We start from the raw sequence: 17,077 nt of genomic DNA on the forward strand, positions 1-17,077 counted from the left end.
CCGGGCGACGTCCGCGCCGTCCCGCTCGACCACCAGGTCGTGGGTGGCGCTGCCCTCGTTGACGACCTCGATCGTGTACCCGCCGGGGAAGCCGGCGCGGGCGCCGGCGCCGCCCGCGCCGAACACGCGGCGGGCCTCGTCGTACTCGGCCCGCCGCTTGGGGTCGGAGAGGACGTCGTAGGCCTCGGAGACCTCCTTGAACCGGGCCTCCGCCTCCGCGTTGCCCGGGTTCTTGTCCGGGTGCAGGTCGCGGGCCAGCTGGCGGTAGGCCTTCTTGACGGCCGCCGCGTCGGCGTCCTGCGGAACGCCCAGAGCGGCGTAGTAGTCCTTCTCGATGAAGTCCCGGGTGCTCATCGGGCGCCCCCTCCCTGGATCAGTCGGACGCCGGGCTCTCGCCCGGCTGCGCGGGGGTGGCTCCGCCGGTCGCGCCGTCCGCAGCGGCGGCCGCCGCCGGGTTCGCCGGGTCGGTGACCGCGACCATCGCCGTCCGCAGCACCCGGTCGCCGCGGCGGAAGCCCTGCCGCAGCACGGTCGTCGCGGTGGGGACGTCGACCTCGGCCGAGGTGTCGTGGATGACCGCCTCGTGCAGCGCGGGGTCGAACGGATCGCCGGCCACGCCGAATGCCTCCACACCCAGGCCGTCGAGCAGACCCAGGACGCGGTCGGCCACCACCTTGAAGGCGCCGGTCAGGTCACCGTGGTCGCGGGCCCGCTCGACGTCATCGACGATCGGGAACAGCTGGGTGGCGAACCGCTCGGCGGCCTGGTCCACCACGAGCTGGCGGTCCCGGTCCACCCGGCGGCGGTAGTTGGCGTACTCGGCGGTGACCCGCTGGAGGTCGTCCGTCCGCTCCGCCAGCTGGCGCGACAGGTCGTCGTCCACCACCGTCGGCTGGGCGCCGTCGGCGGCCTCGTGCTCGCTCATCTGCTCCCCTGCTGGATCCACGCCCGGGCGGGCGCCGGCCGGTTGCTCACCGGCCGGCACCCGCACGGTGCCGCTGATCGGGTCGATGCGCCGCTTGTCGCGGATGACGACCCGCGGCTCCTCTTCCCTCGGCTCTGTCATCGGTGACCTCCGCCCGCTCCGGTCACGGCATCGGCGGACAACACCTCGGCTCGCGTCGCGCTCATGCCCGCTTGTCGGTGTCCTCGTCGACGATCTCGGCGTCGACGACGTCGTCGTCCGACGTCGTGCTGCCCGAGGCGCCCGGAGCACCGGCGTCACCGGGGGCACCCGCACCGGCTGCACCCGGAGCACCCTGGGCCTCGGCCTGCTGGGCGTAGAGCGCCCCACCGACCTCCTGGGAGACGCGGGCGACCTTCTCCTGGGCGGCCTTGATCGCCGCGATGTCGGAACCGCCGAGGGCCGAGCGCAGCTCGGTGAGGGCCTCGCCGAGCTCGTCCTTCTTGTCCGCCGGAATCTTGTCGCCGTTCTCGGCCAGGAACTTCTCGGTCTGGTACTGCAGCGACTCGGCCAGGTTGCGGGTCTCGGCCTCCTCGCGACGGCGCTTGTCCTCCTCGGCGTGGGCCTCGGCGTCCTTCATCATCCGCTCGATGTCGTCCTTCGGGAGGGCCGAGCCGCCGGTGATGGTCATCGACTGCTCCTTGCCCGTGCCGAGGTCCTTGGCGGACACGTGCACGATGCCGTTGGCGTCGATGTCGAAGGCCACCTCGATCTGCGGCACACCGCGCGGCGCCGGCGGCAGACCGGTCAGCTCGAACATGCCGAGCTTCTTGTTGTAGGCGGCCATCTCGCGCTCGCCCTGGAAGACCTGGATCTGCACGCTCGGCTGGTTGTCGTCGGCCGTCGTGAAGATCTCGGAGCGCTTGGTCGGGATCGTCGTGTTGCGCTCGATCAGCTTGGTCATGATCCCGCCCTTGGTCTCGATGCCCAGGGACAGCGGGGTGACGTCGAGGAGCAGGACGTCCTTGACCTCACCGCGGAGGACGCCGGCCTGCAACGCGGCGCCGACGGCGACGACCTCGTCCGGGTTGACGCCCTTGTTGGGCTCCTTGCCCCCGGTCAGCTCGCGGACCAGGTCGGTCACGGCCGGCATGCGGGTGGAGCCACCCACCAGGACGACGTGGTCGATCTGGCCCACGGAGATGCCGGCGTCCCGGATCGCCTGGTTGAACGGCGCCTTCGCCCGGTCGAGCAGGTCCTGGGTCATCCGCTGGAACTCGGCGCGGGTGATGGTGACGTCCAGGTGCAGCGGACCCTCGGCACCGGCGGTGATGTAGGGCAGGTTCACGTTCGTCGACTGCGCGCCGGACAGCTCGATCTTGGCCCTCTCGGCGGCCTCGCGGAGCCGCTGCATGGCCAGCTTGTCCTTCGACAGGTCGATGCCGTTGGAGGCGTTGAAGGTCCGGACCAGGTGGTCGACGATCTTCTGGTCCCAGTCGTCGCCGCCCAGGTGGTTGTCACCGGCGGTGGCCTTCACCTCGATGACGCCCTCGCCGATCTCCAGCAGGGAGACGTCGAAGGTGCCGCCGCCGAGGTCGAAGACGAGGATCGTCTGCTCGGTCTCGCCCTTGTCCAGGCCGTAGGCCAGCGCGGCCGCGGTGGGCTCGTTGACGATCCGCAGGACGTTGAGGCCCGCGATCTCGCCGGCCTCCTTGGTGGCCTGGCGCTGGGCGTCCTCGAAGTAGGCGGGCACGGTGATGACGGCGTCCGTCACCGGCTCGCCCAGGTAGGTCTCGGCGTCGCGCTTGAGCTTCTGGAGTACGCGAGCGCTGATCTCCTGCGGGGTGTACTTCTTGCCGTCGATCTCGGCGGACTTCCAGTCGGTGCCCATCTCGCGCTTGACGCTGCGGATGGTGCGGTCGACGTTGGTGACCGCCTGGTTCTTGGCCGACTGGCCGACGAGGACCTCGCCGTTCTTGGCGAACGCGACGACCGACGGGGTGGTGCGCGAGCCCTCGGAGTTCGCGATGACCGTCGGCTCGCCGCCCTCGAGGACGGTGACGACGGAGTTGGTGGTGCCGAGGTCGATACCGACCGCTCGAGCCATGGAGCTGGCCTCTCTTCCGTGTTCCGGGGTTGTCCTGGCGTGTGTGGGGAGTCGGGTGTCCGCCTTGCGCGGGGTCCACTCAACTTTCCTGCCCACCCTAACGGCACGTCGGACGGCGGTGTTCCCGGGGTCGCGTCAGGTCTCTGTGCCTGGGCCCACCGGCGTCCTGGCTCACCGCGTGGCCGCCGAGCTCGCCCCACGCCGCGGACTCGGCGACCACGGCGCGAGCCAGGTGGTCGCCACCGCTGTCCACAGCTTCGCGCGCGACGGCCCACGGCACCGTCGTCACCCCGAGACTCCCGCCGTGCACCCCCTCCTCCGCCACGCGGCCGACCGCCAGCTCGGCCTGATCACGGCCGCCGACGCCCGGCGCGCCGGCTACGAGCACAGCGAGGTCCGCCGCCTGTGCAGCTCCGGCCGGTGGGTGCGGCTCCGACGCGGCGTGTACGTGACCGCCGATGAACTGGCCGACGCCGAGCGACGGGGGACCCGGTACCGGCTGGACTGCCTGGCGGTCCTGCTGCACCTCGGTCGCCCGACCGCGGCGCTGAGCCACGCGAGTGCCGCCCGACTGCACGGCCTGCCGGTCCCGCGGGACCTCCCGCACCTGGTCCGGCTGACCGATCCGCACCAGTGGCGCCGCGGGGACGGGTTCGTGATGGCCCGCGCGAGCCTGCCTGCCGCGGACGTCGCCACCGCCGGCCCCGTACGGCTGACGACGCCGGCCCGCACGCTCGTCGACTGCGCACGGGAGTGGGCCCTGGAGGACGCCGTCGTCGCGATGGACGCTGCCCTGCTGGCCGAGCGGACGACGCCGTCCGAGCTGCGCGCCGCAGCGGCCGCCGCCCGGCACTGGCCGGGTGCACCCCGAGCCGCGCGGGCGGTGGAGCACGCCGACGGGCGGGCCGAGTCGCCGCTGGAGACCCGCGGCCGGCTGCGCATCGCCGGGGCCGCCCTGCCGGTGCCCGAACTCCAGGTCGAGATCCGGGCGAGCGGCCGGCTGGTAGGGGTGGTCGACGCCTGGTTCGAGGACGCGGCCGTGGCCGTCGAGTTCGACGGGCAGGTCAAGTACACCGCTCCGTGGCGCGGACGAACCCCGGAGCGCGTCCTGTGGGACGAGAAGCGGCGGGAGGACGAGCTGCGCTCGCTCGACATCCGCGTGGTGCGAATCGTCGACGCCGACCTGCGCTCGGGGTGGCCGCGCGTCGAGGGACGCCTGCGCGAACTGCTCGACGTCCCCGGTCCGACCCGTCGCCGCTTCACCGCGGCACCCCGCACCCGCGGCCGGCGGCGGGCCGGCTGAGGGCACGTCTCGACTCGTCTCGTGGTCTCGGGACTCGCGTCGTGGCGCGAGCCCGGCGACCACACCGCGAGCCAGGTGCGCCGCGGGGCCGGTCGGAGCGAGAGGGGCGTGGGCCGCATCCGGAGGGGTTACCGGCGAGTAGCCTTTGCGGCCGGCAGCTATCGTCCGACGCGCGTGGGCGCACGTGTCCACGCACGGTCCGCCCGACGGCGGCGAGTCCGCCCGCCGTCGTGGCGGACGGGGATCAACCGACGCCTCCGGGCGTCCGGGAGGGATGTTCGATGGGCCCCTTGCAGATCGTCCTGGGGACGATCAGCGTCGTCTTCCTCGTCGTGGCGGTGGTGTTCGCCTACCGGGCGGTCCGGGCCATGGTCCGGATCATCAGGACAGGTCAGCCGGACAGCACCCGCACCGGCCCGGCCGGCCCGCGGCTGAAGACGCTGGCCGTGGAGTCGCTCGGCCACACACGGATGCTCAAGTGGTCGTCGATCGGCGTCGCCCACTGGTTCGTCTTCGTCGGCTTCTACGGGCTGTTCCTCACCCTGGTCGAGGCCTTCGGCGAGGTCTGGAACCCGGCCTTCCACGTTCCGCTGATCGGCGGGTGGGCCCTGTGGAGCCTGTTCGTCGACATCATCGGGACCGGCACGGTGCTCGGCATCCTGTACCTGATCGTCCGGCGCCAGCTCGACCACCCGCGCCGGCAGGGCCGGGAGAGCCGCTTCGCCGGCTCCAACGAGGGCCGCGGCTACTTCGTCGAGGCGATCGTCCTCATCGTCGGCCTGGCCATCCTCGGCATCCGCGCGGCCAAGATCGCTGCCGGCCTGGACGACGCCCCCGCCTGGTCGCACCCCGTGTCGGGCCTGCTGGCGAACCTCCTGCCGGCCAACCCCGACCTGGTCAGCATCATCGCGTTCGTCAAGATCGTGGCGTCGCTGGTCTGGCTGGTCGTCGTCTCCCGGCTGCTCAACATGGGCGTCGCGTGGCACCGGTTCAGCGCGTTCTTCAACATCTACTTCAAGCGGGAGGACGACGGCAGCCCCGCCCTGGGCCCGCTGCTGCCCATGACCTCCGGCGGCAAGCCCATCGACTTCGAGGACCCCGACGAGGACGCGGTGTTCGGCCGCGGCAAGATCGAGGACTTCACCTGGAAGGGGATGCTCGACTTCACCACCTGCACCGAGTGCGGGCGGTGCCAGAGCCAGTGCCCGGCGTGGAACACGGGCAAGCCGCTGTCCCCCAAGATGGTCATCATGGACCTGCGGGACCACCTGTACGCCAAGGCCCCGTACCTGCTCGGTGAGAAGACGGCGAGCGAGACCGCGCCGGACTACGACATCCTCAAGCCCAGCGACGAGCAGGTCTGGACCTCGGGCTACGCCCGCATCGAGGGCACCAACGACGCCCAGGCCCACCGCCCGTTGGTCGGCACGCTCGAGGAGGGCGGGGTCATCGACCCCGACGTGCTGTGGAGCTGCACCAACTGCGGCGCCTGCGTCGAGCAGTGCCCGGTCGACATCGAGCACGTCGACCACATCGACGACATGCGCCGCTACCAGGTGCTCATCGAGTCGAACTTCCCCTCCGAGGCCGGCGTGATGCTGCGCAACCTCGAGAACCGCGGCAACCCCTGGGGCGTCGGCCCCAGCACCCGCGAGGACTGGATGAAGGAGCTGGACTTCGAGGTCCGGCAGGCCGACGGCCCGCTGCCCTACGACGTGGAGTACCTGTTCTGGGTCGGCTGCGCCGGCGCCATCGACGACCGCGCCAAGAAGGTCACGAAGGCCGTCGCCGAGCTGCTGCACACCGCCGGCGTCGAGTTCGCCGTCCTCGGCTCGGGCGAGACCTGCTCGGGTGACCCGGCCCGCCGCATGGGCAACGAGTTCGTCTTCCAGATGCTCGCCCAGGAGAACGTCGAGACCCTCAACGGCGTCTTCGAGGGCCGCGTGCCGGGGACGCGCAAGATCGTCACCACCTGCCCGCACTGCTTCAACTCCCTCGGCCGGGAGTACCCGCAGGTCGGCGGCGACTACGAGGTCGTCCACCACACGCAGCTGCTCGGCCAGCTGGTGGAGGAGGGTCGGCTCACCCCGGTCACCCCGGTCGACCGCAAGGTCACCTACCACGACCCGTGCTTCCTCGGCCGGCACAACAAGGTCTACACGCCACCGCGGGAGATCCTCGACGCCGTCAAGGGCCTGTCCACGCAGGAGATGCACCGGTGCAAGGACCGCGGTTTCTGCTGCGGCGCCGGCGGGGCCCGAATGTGGATGGAGGAGAAGATCGGCAAGCGGATCAACATGGAGCGCACCGAGGAGGCGCTCGACCTCGATCCCGACGTCATCTCCACCGCGTGCCCGTTCTGCATCACGATGCTGTCCGACGCGCTGACGACGAAGAAGCAGAACGGCGAGGCCGGCGAGCACGTCGAGGTGCTCGACGTCAGCCAGATCCTGCTCCGCTCGCTGGCCCCGGTCGGCACGCCGGGGACCGAGCACGGCGCGGACGTGGGAACCAAGGCCGACGACGTGGCCGGCACCGGCTCGGCGGCGACGGAGCACGGCACGCAGTAGGAGGACCCCCTCGCCCACGGCCTCCCTGCAGGAACGAGGACCCCGTCCTCCTCACCGCTCGCAAGCTCCCGGCGAGCCTCTGGACGGGGCCTGGCGCGAGCTCGCGAGTGGTCGGGGGCGGGGAGGTCCTTCTGCTGCTGCGAGGGGGCCGGCGGGTCCCGGGAGCGGGCCGACCACACCGACGACGGCGCGCGCCCCCGCCCCGGGGCACGCGCCGTCGTCGTCTCGCCGGCAGGGCGCCGCGGCCGCCGTCCCACCCCCGGCCGGCCGGGTCGGCGCCGGGGGGCACCATCGTCGGGTGGCCCGCACCGACGTCCCCGCCCCCGCCGGCCGGGCTGCGCAGACCCGCACGGGCCTGGTGCTGGTGGGGACGGCGATCGTCCTCACCGGGCTGAACCTGCGGACGGCCGTCAACAGCGTCGGACCGGTGCTCGAGGAGATCCAGCGCGGGCTGGACATCTCCAGCGGGCTGGCCGGGCTGGTGACCAGCCTGCCGGTGCTGTGCTTCGCCGCCATCGGCTTCGCCGGGCCCCCGCTGGCCGCCCGGTTCCGCGACGGGCACGTGCTCGCCGGCGCGCTGCTGGCGATGGCCGCGGGCCTCGTGGTGCGCGCGGCGGCCGGGGCGTTCTGGCTCTTCGTCGCCGGGACCGTCCTGGCGATGGTCGGCGGAGCCCTGGGCAACGTGCTGCTCCCCGGCCTGGTCAAGCGGTACTTCCCGGAGCGCACCGGGCTGCTCGTGGGGGCCTACGGCACCGCCATGGCGGCCGGCGGCGCCGTGGCCTCGGTCACCGCAGCGCCGATCGCCCGGGCGGCCGGCGACGCCGGCTGGCGCTGGGCGCTCGGTGTGTGGGCGTTGCCGGCCCTCGTCGCCGTGCTGCCCTGGCTCGGCGTCCGGCCCCGCCCCGGCGCCACCCGGGCCACGCACGTGGCGCTGCCGCTGCGGTCGCTGGTGCACAGCCCCACGGCCGTCGCCCTGGCGGCCTTCTTCGGCCTCCAGGCGATGCAGGCCTACGTGATCATCGGCTGGACGGCGCAGTACCTGCGGGACTCCGGGCTCGACGCGGCGACCGCCGGGCTGCTCCTCGGCGTCAACACCGTCGTCGTCATCCCGCTCAACGCCGTCGTCCCGGTGCTGACGGTGCGCCCGCGGCTGCAGCGGCCGCTGCTGGCCGCCTTCGGCGCCTGCTACGTCGTCGGCTGGCTGGGCCTGATGCTGGCGCCGGAGACCGTCCCGTGGCTGTGGATGGGCCTGCTCGCGATCGGCATGGGGACCTTCGCCATGGTCCTCACGCTCATCGGATTGCGTGCCCGTACCCCGGAGACGACCGCCGCCCTGTCCACCGTCGTCCAGGGGTGGGGGTACGTGTTCGCCGCCGGCGGGCCGCTGCTGGTCGGCGTCCTCCTCGGCGTGACGGGGAGCTACGCCGGCATGTTCGCCCTCGCCCTCGCCGGCGTGGCCGCGCTCCTGGCCACCGGCTGGGCGGTCACGCGGGAGCGATTCGTGGACGACGAGGTGGGCGCCGGCCGGACCGCGCCGGTGGTCAGGGAGCCGGACGCCGTGTCTCGGCGCGGGTGAAGTTGCGGAAGGAGCGCGACGGCGTCGGTCCGCGCTGGTCCTGGTAGCGGGATCCGTAGACCGCCGAGCCGTACGGGTGCTCGGCGGGGCTGGTCAGCCGGAACAGGCACAGCTGGCCGATCCTCATCCCGGGCCACAGCGTGATCGGCAGGTTGGCCACGTTGGACAGCTCGAGGGTGATGTGCCCGGAGAAGCCCGGGTCCACGAAGCCGGCCGTGGAGTGGGTCAGCAATCCGAGACGCCCTAGACTCGATTTTCCCTCGAGCCGCGCCGCCACGTCGTCGGGGATGGAGACGACCTCGAGGGTGGAGCCGAGGACGAACTCGCCCGGGTGCAGCACGAAGGGTTCGTCCCCGTCCGGCTCGACCAGCGTGGTCAGGTCGTCCTGCTGCTGCGCCGGATCGATGTGGGTGTATCTGGCGTTGTTGAACACCCGGAAGAAGCGGTCCAGCCGGACGTCGATGCTGGAGGGCTGGACGAGCGCCTTGTCGTAGGGCTCGATGCCCAGGCGCCCCTCGGAGATCGCAGCCGTGATGTCGCGGTCGGACAGCAGCATGCGGCGGAGTCTAGGGACCGACTCCCGGCCCCCGGCCGTACGCCGGAGGGTGCCCGGCTTCCTCGCTGCGATGTGCCGCGGGGGCACCGGGTACCGTTCGGTCCCGGCACCCGGCTCGACGGGTGCTGCGACCGACGTGCGTCCCGGGCCGCGTCGGCGGAGCAGGGAGCCGACACGGGGAGGTGCGCCGGCGCGTGAGCGGAGGCCTTCATCCGTCTGCCTCCCCGGGCGACGACGAACTCTTCCGCGACGGAGGCGAGAACGGCCGGCTGATGGCCGCCTTCGACTGGTCCACCACACCGGTGGGGCCGGTGTCCGGGTGGCCGGTCAGCCTCCGCCACGCCGTCCGCACCGTCCTGGCCTCGCGGTTCCCGATGATCCTGGCCTGGGGGCCGGGCTACACCCAGTTCTACAACGACGCCTACGCGACGCTCATCGGCGCCAAGCACCCCGGCGCCATCGGCGACGACCTGCGGGTCACCCTCGCCGAGGGCTGGGCGGCGCTGCAGGAACCGGTCGAACACGCGATGGCCGCCCGCGAGGCGTCCTGGTTCCCGCAGCTGCTGCTCCTGCTCGAACGGGCCGGCTACCGCGAGGAGACGTATTTCACCGTCTCCCACGCGCCCGCCTACGGCGACGACGGCCGGGTCGCCGGGATGCACGCGGTCTGCACCGAGGTCACCCGGCAGGTACTCGCCGAGCGCCGGCAGCGACTGCTGCACGACGTCGCGACGTCGACCGGGCGGCTCGGCGACGAGACGGCGACGGTGACGGCGATGACCGCCGCGCTGGCCGGTGACCCGCTCGACGTGCCCTTCGCCGCCGTCTACCTCACCGGGGACGGCGGGCTGCGCCGCGCCGCCACGGTCGGCTGCGACGCCGGGCTGCTGCCCGAGGTGGCCGCCTCGCCCGGCGAGCTCCTGCCGGCGGCGGTCGCCGACCTCGGCGTCTCCGGCGGTCCGTCCGGCGACCCGGTCACCGAGGCCGCCGTCCTCCCCCTCGGGAGCCCGGACGGCGACGGCGTCGGCGCGCTGGTCGTCGGCGTGAACCCCAACCGGGCGCTGGACGAGGAGTACCGCTCGTTCCACGAGCTGCTGGCCGGCCAGTTCGCGGCCGCGGTGCGCAACGCCCGCGCCTACGCCGAGGAGCGTGCCCGCGCCGAGGCGCTGGCCGAGCTGGACCAGGCCAAGACGACGTTCTTCGCCAACGTCAGCCACGAGCTGCGCACTCCGCTCACCCTGCTGCTCGGTCCGATCGCCGACACGCTCGCGGACGCCGGCCCCGGGCTGCCGCCCGACGTCCGCGAGTCGCTGACCCTCGCGCTGCGCAACGGGCAGCGGCTGCAGCGGCTGGTCAACGACCTGCTGGAGTTCGTGAGCATCGAGGCGGGCCGGGCGTCGGCGGTCCGGGTGGAGACCGACGTCGCCGCCTTCACCGCGGAGCTGGCCGGGGTGCTCCGGGCCGCCGCCGAACGCGCCGGTCTGCGGCTCACCGTCGACTGCCCGCCGCTGGGCCGCCCCGCGCACGTCGACCCGCGGATGTGGGAGAAGGTCGTCCTCAACCTGGTCGCCAACGCGGTGAAGTACACCTTCGTCGGCGGCATCGACGTCGCGCTGCGGGCGGACGACGACGACCTGGTGCTGCGGGTGTCCGACACCGGGGTCGGGATCCCCGCCGCGGAGCTGCCGCACCTGTTCGAGCGCTTCCACCGCGGCCTCGGCACCGCGGCGCGCAGCCGCGAGGGCACCGGGCTCGGCCTGGCGCTGGTCCGCGAGCTGGTCGCCCTGCACGGCGGCGACGTCACGGCGACCAGCCAGCCCGGCGTCGGCAGCACCTTCACGGTGCGGGTGCCCTCGGGGGCGCCGGACGCCCCGGCCGGCGCCCCCGCCGTCCCGTCGCCCGCGGCCCGGGGCGGGGTGGTGACCCCGTGGGACGGCGTCCCGGACGAGGCCGGCCCGCGGACGCCGGCCACCTCCCCCGGCACGTGCGTCCTGGTCGTGGACGACAACGCCGACATGCGCGCCTACCTGACCCGACTGCTGTCCCCGCTGTGGACCGTGCGGACGGCGGCCGACGGCCAGGAGGCGCTGGCCGGCGTCGCGGCCGACCGGCCCGACGTCGTCGTGACCGACGTGATGATGCCTGGGCTGGACGGTTTCGGCCTGCTCCGCGCGCTGCGGGCCGACCCCGCGACGCGGGCCGTCCCGGTGGTGATGCTCACCGCGCGGGCCGGTCAGGAGGCCGCGGTCGAGGGCTTCGACGCCGGGGTCGACGACTACCTGGCCAAGCCCTTCGAGTCCGCGGAGCTGATCGGACGCCTGCGGGCGGTGCTGGACCGCACGGCGGGGCGCACGGGGCCGGTGATCCGCCCGGCCGGCGGGGACCCGGCGACCGCGGCTCCGCCGCTCGACGGGCACCCCCGGCCGACGGCGACCCCGCGGCCCCGTCCGCCGATGACCGGCCCGGCCGGACCGGCCCTCGCCGGCCGGCCCGCAGGGGTGGACCGGCCCTATCCGGCGCGCGCCCCCCTCCGGCGGCACTGGCGCTTCCCGGCCAGCACCTCCGCCATCCCGGCGCTGCGCCGCCGGCTGCGGGCGCTGTTCACCGAGGCCGGTCTGGACGATGACCTGGCCTACGACCTGGTCCTGGCGGCCTGCGAGGCGGCCACGAACGCGATCGAGCACGCGCAGGACCCGGCCGAGCCGTTCATCGACGTCGGCGCCGAGGTCGGCGACGGCCGGGTCGAGGTCGCCGTCCGCGACTACGGCCGCTGGCGGGAGCGGGTGGCCAGCATGGACCGCGGGCGGGGCTCGATGCTCATGAGAGCCGTCGGGGAGATCACCGCGACCCCCAGCCCGGCCGGCACCACGGTCGTCATCCGCGCCGGCGACCCACCGCTCCCCTCCGGCAAGTCGCTCCGGTAAGCTCGGCTCCACCTGCGGGTGTAGTTCAATGGCAGAACATCAGCTTCCCAAGCTGACAGTGCGAGTTCGATTCTCGTCACCCGCTCCATGCGAGCCCAGGTTACCGGGTGGCCTGATGGTCACCGGGCCGCCGCCGGATCCTCCAGCCGCAGGCTGACGAGCAGCGCCACCGCCGGGAGCCCGAGCAGGCTGACCAGAGCCCACGAGAGGCCCTGCGCGTCGGCGAGGGCGCCCAGGGCGGGGGTGACCGCGCCACCGGCGGATACGGCCAACCCCAGGGTGACACCGGAGGCCGTGCCGATGCGGTTGGGCAGGTACTCCTGACCGAGGGTGGTCTGCACGGAGAACGGCAGGTACAGGCCCAGCCCGAGCAGGACGGCGGAGGCGACGGCCGCCGCGGGACCCGGTGCCACCAGCAACAGGGCCAGGGCCGGCAGGCACAGCGCATGGCCGGCCCGGACCGTGACCAGGCGGCCGTACCGGTCGGCGGCCCAGCCCCCGAGGAGCGTCCCGAGCGCGCCGACGCCGAGGAACGTGACCAGGACGGCTGCGCCGGTGGCCGCGCTGACCCCGAACCGGTCGATGACGTAGAGCGCGAGCAGCGACGAGATGCCGAAGTACACCACCGACCGGAGCACCACCAGCGCGGTGAGCCAGCCGAAGGAGCGCCAGTCGTCCTCGGCTGCCCGGCCTCGGCCCGCTGCGGCGGCACGCTTCGCCGCGGCCGCACGCTTTGCCGCGGCGGCCCCCGCCCGCCGGTGCACCGTGAGGAGGACGAGCGCCGCCACCAGGGCGGGGATGGCCAGCAGCGGCGTTCCCGCGACCCCGTACGCCAGCAGCACCGGGGTGACCAGCACGGGGCCGAGGGCCAGACCGGCGTTGCCCCCGACGGCGAACCAGCTCATCCCCTGGGCAGAGGCGCCCGCCGCGGCTCGGGCCGCTCGCGCCGCCGCCGGGTGGTAGGCCGCCACTCCCAGCCCGGACAGCGCCACCGCCGCCCACGTCCACCAGTAGGAGTCGCCGACCCCGGCCAGACCGATCCCGACCCCGGCGACCAGCAGCCCGACCGGCGTCAGCCACGGCAGCGGTCTGCGGTCGATCAGCACGCCGAACGCCGGCTGCACCACCGATGAGAGCACCGTGGCGGCCAGGGTGATCCCGGTCGCCGCGGCGTAGGAGTAGCCGCGCTCGAGGACCAGGAAGGGCAGCAGCGCCGGCACCGCTCCCTGGTAGAGGTCGTCGACGACGTGGCTGACGGTGAGGACGCCGAGACCCCGCCGGTCGACCACGCCCCTGCGGCGCGTCGTTCCTGCTGCGGTCACGGCGCCGACCTCCGGGCCGGCACCCGTGTCCGTGGTCCGCGGGTGTCCGGGCCCGGTGGTCACCGCGACCGTCCGTCGTCCACCCGGGCAGTCTGCCGGACGGCGGCCGAGCCCATCGGTCCTCACCCCTCGGGTCGTCCGCGCATCGTGGTCTCCACGATCCAACCGCGTCGAGGGACGGAGCGGGTGACGCCGGCGACGACGCGGTCCCCCGAGCCGGCTCAGCAGGCGGGCGCCGCCGGGGTCGGCGACCCGTCGCGGGGGACGTACTGGCCGTGCTCGTCGATGCGGTAGCGGCCGACGAGCTCCGGCGTCCCGGCGATGGCGTGCAGCGCCTCCCCGAGGGCGGCGACGTCCGCCAGCGTGGTGGCGCGGTTGGCGCTGGCGCGGACCGCGCCCGGCAGCAGGTGGCGGTCGGTGGTCCGGACGTCGCGGTGGAACTGCGCGACCTGCTCGTCGGTCAGGGACAGCAGCCGGCTCATGTACGGGTGGGCGCAGAAGCAGCCGTTGCGCACCCCGATCCCGAACTCCGCGGACAGCCGGGCGGCGAGCAGGGCGTGCGGCACCCCGTCCAGCGTGAAGGCGGCGACCGGCAGCCGGTCGCCGGAGTCCGGCCCGTGGCGGTGCAGCCCGGGGACACCGGCCAGCTCCGCATCGAGGGCGCCGACCAGCGCCCGTTCGTGGGCGAGCAGGCGGGTCCAGCCCCCGGCCCGCAGCTCGTCGGCCGCCGCGGCCAGGGCCACGGCGCCGAGCACGTTGGGCGAGCCCGCCTCGTCGCGGTCCGGGGCGTCGGCCCAGACGACGTCGTCGAAGGAGACCGCCTTGACCGCGCCGCCGCCGACGAGCATCGGCTCGCCGCGGTCGAACAGCCGGCGCGGCGCCACGAGGGCTCCGGCACCGAAGGGGGCGTACATCTTGTGCCCCGACAGGGCCAGTGCGTCCACCCCGACCGCGGTCATGTCGATCGGCCGGTGCGGCGCGAGCTGAGCGGCGTCGACGACCACGACGACCCCGCGGGCCCGCGCGGCGGCGGCGATCGCGACGAGGTCGGGCAGCCACCCGGTGACGTTGGACGCCCCGGTCAGCGCCAGGACACGCGGGGTCGGCCGCTGGTCGAGCGCGGCGACGACGTCGTCCGGGGTGAACGTCCCCCGGGCGTCGACGTCGACGACGCGCAACCGGGCGTGCCGCCGCCACGGCAGCAGGTTGGCGTGGTGCTCGACGGCCGTCGTCACGACGACGTCGTCGGGCTGCAGGTCCAGCCGGAAGGCCAGCGTGTTGAGCGCCTCGGTGGTGTTGCGGGGGAAGAGCACCACGTGCGTCGCGGGGTCGGCGCCGACGAAGGCGAGCAGGCTCGCGCGGGCCTCCTCGTAGCGAGCGCTGGCGTACTGCGACTTCGCGCCCGCGCCCCGGTGCACGCTCGAGTACCAGGGCAGGAACTCCTGCACGGCGAGCGCCACCCGGACCGAGGCCGAGCTGGTGGCCGCGGTGTCCAGGTCGACGTAGCGGCGCTGCCCCCCGCCCAGCACAGGGACGTGGACGTCCTCTCCGATGAGCGGGCTCTCCCGGCTGAGCTGCGCGTTCCCCATGGTTGTTGCATCGGCGGCGGAGCCGAATTCTCAAGCCCTTTGGGGTGAGTTCGCTCAAGCACGGGCTCGATCCGTCGAGTGTCTCCCCATGGACAGTGGACCGGCGCACGTTCCCACCGGCGCCCGCCGACGACGCGGTTTCCGGCTGACCCCGCGGGTCTTCTGGGACCTGGCGGTCTACATGGTCGGGCTGGGCGTGGTGGTCGGCCTGGTGTTTCCGCCGTTCGCCACCGGGCTCGGCGTGCCCGGCGAGTACGCCGGGCGGCCTCTGTTCCAGGCGGCCTGCCTCGCGGCCGGCTTCCTCGTCGGCGGGCTCAGCTACACGGTGTGCCGGTGCGTGGTGGGTGGGCGGCTGGCCGTCCTCACCGCCCGCCTGCGGTCGGTGGCGGAGGGCATCGTGCAGGCCAGCCGCACGGGGGACTGGGCGCAGTCGACGTCCCAGCGCATCGACGTCGACTCCGACGACCAGCTCGGGGAGACCGCGCGCGCGTTCAACAGCCTGCTCGACGCCCTGGAGGACGGCGAGCACTTCCGCTCCCTCGTGCGCAACGCCTCGGACATCATCACCGTCGTCGACCCGTCGGGCACGATCACGTACCAGACGCCGTCCGTCGGATGGGTGCTCGGCTACCCACCGGGGGCGCTGATCGGCACCGACGTGCACGACCTGGTGCACCCCGAGGACCTGGTGGACTTCCACACGCGACTCGCCGGGGTGGTCGCCGGCGCGCCGGTGACGCCGTGCACCGGCGCGCGGATGCGCCACCGGAACGGCACCTGGCGCTGGATGGAGACCGTCGCCAGCAACCTGCTGGACGACCGGGCCGTCAACGGCGTCGTGCTGACCACCCGCGACGTGAGCGACCGCAAGGAGCTCGAGGACCGGCTGCGCATCCAGGCCTTCCACGACCCGCTGACCGGCCTGCCCAACCGGGCGCTGTTCATGGAGCGGCTGCGCGCCGCCGAGGCGCACGAGCGGGACGGCGTCCCGGCGGCGGTCATCTTCCTGGACCTGGACAACCTCAAGACCGTCAACGACAACCTGGGCCACGACGGCGGCGACGCCCTCCTGCAGGTGGTGGCCCGGCGGGTCGGCGGCTGCCTGCGGCCCGAGGACACGCTCGCCCGGCTGGCCGGGGACGAGTTCGCCGTGCTGCTCGTGGGCCAGGCCAGCAGCGCGCAGGCGCCCCGCTCGGCCGACCGCATCCTGGCCGCGCTGCGCGAGCCGGTGGTCGTCGGCGACCGCGCCGTCCGGGCCAGCGTGAGCCTGGGGATCGCCACCTCGGCCACCTGCGCGGCCAGCGGGATCGGCCTGCTGCGCGCGGCCGACATCGCCATGTACGTGGCCAAGACCAGCGGCAAGGGACGCAGCGAGGTCTTCCGGCCCAGCCACCACGCTGCCGAGCTGGAGCGCGAGCGCCTCCAGGCGGATCTGCACCAGGCGCTCGACCGCCAGGAGCTCGTCCTGCACTACCAGCCGATCATCGACCTGGGGTCGAAGCGGGTCAGCGGTTACGAGGCGCTGCTGCGCTGGCAGCACCCGCAGCGCGGGCTGGTCCCCCCGGCGCACTTCATCTCCCTCGCCGAGGACAGCGGCCTGATCGTGCCGATCGGCCGCTGGATCCTCCGGGAGGCCACCCGCCAGGCCGCCGCCTGGCAGCTGCCCGAGGGCAGCGGTCCGCGGATGAGCGTCAACGTGTCGGTGCGACAGTTCCAGCACCCCGACCTCGTCGAGGACGTCGCCGACGCGCTGCGCTACTCCGGCCTGACCCCCTCCCGGCTCACCCTGGAGATCACCGAGTCCCTGTTCGTGCAGGACACCACCGGCACGGCCGGCAAGCTGCGGGCGATCAAGGACCTCGGCGTGCGGCTGGCCCTCGACGACTTCGGCACCGGCTACTCGTCACTGAGCTACCTCCGCCGCTTCCCGATCGACGTCCTCAAGATCGACAAGTCCTTCGTCGACGGCGTCGCCACCAGCGCCGAGGACCGCGCCGTCGTCGGCGCCATCGTGCAGCTGGGTCGGACGCTCGACCTGGACCTCGTGGCCGAGGGCATCGAGTCCGGCGACGAGCTGGCCGCCCTCGCGACGCTCGGTGTCCGGTACGGGCAGGGCTACCACCTGGGCCGGCCCGCCCCGACGGCCACCCACGAGGCCGCCGGCCAGCACGCCGACCGGCGCCGTCCGGCCTCACGGGGCGCGGCGCTGCGGGCCGCGCCGGCTCC

Annotated in this window: 11 protein-coding genes and 1 tRNA gene; 6 read left to right on the forward strand and 6 right to left on the reverse strand. The window is 73.8% G+C overall.

The window, feature by feature from the left end; translation table 11 throughout:
• From E4P41_RS18110 to dnaK, 3 genes are all read right to left on the reverse strand, one after another.
• Nucleotides 1-354, reverse strand: a 354-nt coding sequence (locus tag E4P41_RS18110) for a DnaJ domain-containing protein (protein ID WP_245177460.1), incomplete at its 3' end; no start/stop codon positions are given.
• Between the two features lie 19 nt (nt 355-373).
• Entirely contained in the window at nt 374-1,066 is a 693-nt protein-coding gene (grpE, locus tag E4P41_RS18115; RefSeq protein WP_135142651.1) for a nucleotide exchange factor GrpE, read from the reverse strand.
• Between the two features lie 61 nt (nt 1,067-1,127).
• Nucleotides 1,128-3,011 (reverse strand): molecular chaperone DnaK, encoded by a 1,884-nt coding sequence (gene dnaK / locus E4P41_RS18120; RefSeq protein ID WP_135142652.1) that lies wholly within the window; start codon nt 3,009-3,011, stop codon nt 1,128-1,130.
• A 304-nt stretch (nt 3,012-3,315) separates the two neighbouring features.
• On the opposite strand from dnaK, the gene E4P41_RS18125 reads away from it, so the two are divergent.
• The 3 genes from E4P41_RS18125 to E4P41_RS18135 all read left to right on the forward strand — a co-directional run bounded on the left by E4P41_RS18125 (nt 3,316) and on the right by E4P41_RS18135 (nt 8,460).
• On the forward strand, nt 3,316-4,314 hold the full coding sequence (locus tag E4P41_RS18125; protein ID WP_135142653.1) for a type IV toxin-antitoxin system AbiEi family antitoxin domain-containing protein: 999 nt from the start codon (nt 3,316-3,318) through the stop codon (nt 4,312-4,314).
• 281 nt (nt 4,315-4,595) lie between these two features.
• Complete coding sequence (locus E4P41_RS18130; protein ID WP_135142654.1) at nt 4,596-6,884, forward strand: (Fe-S)-binding protein; 2,289 nt, start codon at nt 4,596-4,598, stop codon at nt 6,882-6,884.
• A gap of 298 nt (nt 6,885-7,182) precedes the next feature.
• Nucleotides 7,183-8,460, forward strand: coding sequence for an MFS transporter (locus E4P41_RS18135; RefSeq protein WP_135142655.1), 1,278 nt, complete (start codon nt 7,183-7,185; stop codon nt 8,458-8,460).
• Here E4P41_RS18135 and dcd read toward each other — a convergent pair.
• Nucleotides 8,426-9,016, reverse strand: a complete 591-nt coding sequence (gene dcd / locus E4P41_RS18140; RefSeq protein ID WP_135142656.1) for a dCTP deaminase — start codon at nt 9,014-9,016, stop codon at nt 8,426-8,428. The two genes, E4P41_RS18135 and dcd, sit on opposite strands and share 35 nt — an antisense overlap.
• 194 nt (nt 9,017-9,210) lie before the next feature.
• Between dcd and E4P41_RS18145 the strand changes: the two genes are divergently transcribed.
• A complete protein-coding gene (locus tag E4P41_RS18145; RefSeq protein WP_245177461.1) occupies nt 9,211-11,940 on the forward strand; it encodes an ATP-binding protein in 2,730 nt (909 codons plus the stop codon).
• Between the two features lie 14 nt (nt 11,941-11,954).
• Nucleotides 11,955-12,028 (forward strand) — tRNA-Gly (locus E4P41_RS18150).
• 31 nt (nt 12,029-12,059) lie between these two features.
• Here the strand turns inward: E4P41_RS18150 and E4P41_RS18155 are convergent.
• Both E4P41_RS18155 and E4P41_RS18160 read right to left on the reverse strand, forming a co-directional pair.
• A complete protein-coding gene (locus E4P41_RS18155; RefSeq protein WP_245177462.1) occupies nt 12,060-13,262 on the reverse strand; it encodes an MFS transporter in 1,203 nt (400 codons plus the stop codon).
• A gap of 221 nt (nt 13,263-13,483) precedes the next feature.
• Nucleotides 13,484-14,851, reverse strand: coding sequence for an aminotransferase class V-fold PLP-dependent enzyme (locus tag E4P41_RS18160; protein WP_135142657.1), 1,368 nt, complete (start codon nt 14,849-14,851; stop codon nt 13,484-13,486).
• Between the two features lie 88 nt (nt 14,852-14,939).
• Between E4P41_RS18160 and E4P41_RS18165 the strand changes: the two genes are divergently transcribed.
• Nucleotides 14,940-17,077 (forward strand): EAL domain-containing protein (locus E4P41_RS18165; protein ID WP_167761166.1); only part of this gene is annotated, 2,138 nt, incomplete at its 3' end.

Source organism: Geodermatophilus sp. DF01-2 (assembly GCF_004571065.1).
In the GTDB taxonomy this organism is placed as follows: Bacteria; Actinomycetota; Actinomycetes; order Mycobacteriales; family Geodermatophilaceae; genus Geodermatophilus.